Genomic DNA, 772 nt, shown 5'->3' on the forward strand with positions numbered 1-772 from the left:
GGCACTCCTCGCCACCTACGGACAGGACCGCGAACAACCCCTCTGGCTCGGCTCGGTGAAATCCAACATCGGCCACACCCAGGCCGCCGCCGGCGCCGCCGGTGTCATCAAGATGATCCTCGCCATGCAACACGGCACCCTCCCCCGCACCCTCCACGTCGCCGAGCCGACCACCGAGGTCGACTGGACGGCAGGCGCCGTCACACTGCTCACCGAGCAGCAGCCCTGGCCCGCGCACGACCGGCCGCGCCGCGCAGGTGTCTCCGCGTTCGGCGTCAGCGGCACCAACGCCCACGTCATCCTGGAGCAGCCGCCCGTCGCGGACGAACCCGCAGCCGACGCGCCGGACCACGGCGTCGTCCCGTGGACGCTGTCGGCGAAGACCCCCGAGGCGCTGCGGGCTCAGGCCCGGCGCCTGATGTCCCTCGACGACCGGAACCCGGCCGACGTCGGCCACTCCCTGGCGACCGCCCGGGCGGCGCTGGAACACCGTGCCGTCGTCATCGGCGCCACCCGCGAGGAACTGTCGGCCGGACTGGCCGCACTCGCGGACGGTTCACCGGCCGAACGGGTCTGCGAAGGGGTCGCCTCGACCGTCGGCAAGGTGGTGTTCGTGTTCCCCGGCCAGGGCTCGCAGTGGCCCGGCATGGGAGCCGACCTCCTCGACGAATCACCCGTGTTCACCCAGTGGATCCACCGCTGCGAACAAGCCCTCACCCCCTACGTCGACTGGTCACTCACCGACATCCTGCGCGACCCCGACGCACCCCTC

The 772-nt window shown here is 72.0% G+C and carries 1 protein-coding gene; it reads left to right on the forward strand.

Annotated features, from left to right (window positions below):
* Nucleotides 1–772: acyltransferase domain-containing protein (locus tag IF30_RS0140400; RefSeq protein WP_030248204.1), on the forward strand; the 772-nt coding region annotated here is incomplete at both ends.

The sequence above is a fragment of the Streptomyces sp. NRRL S-350 genome, assembly GCF_000719705.1.
In the GTDB taxonomy this organism is placed as follows: domain Bacteria; phylum Actinomycetota; class Actinomycetes; order Streptomycetales; family Streptomycetaceae; genus Kitasatospora.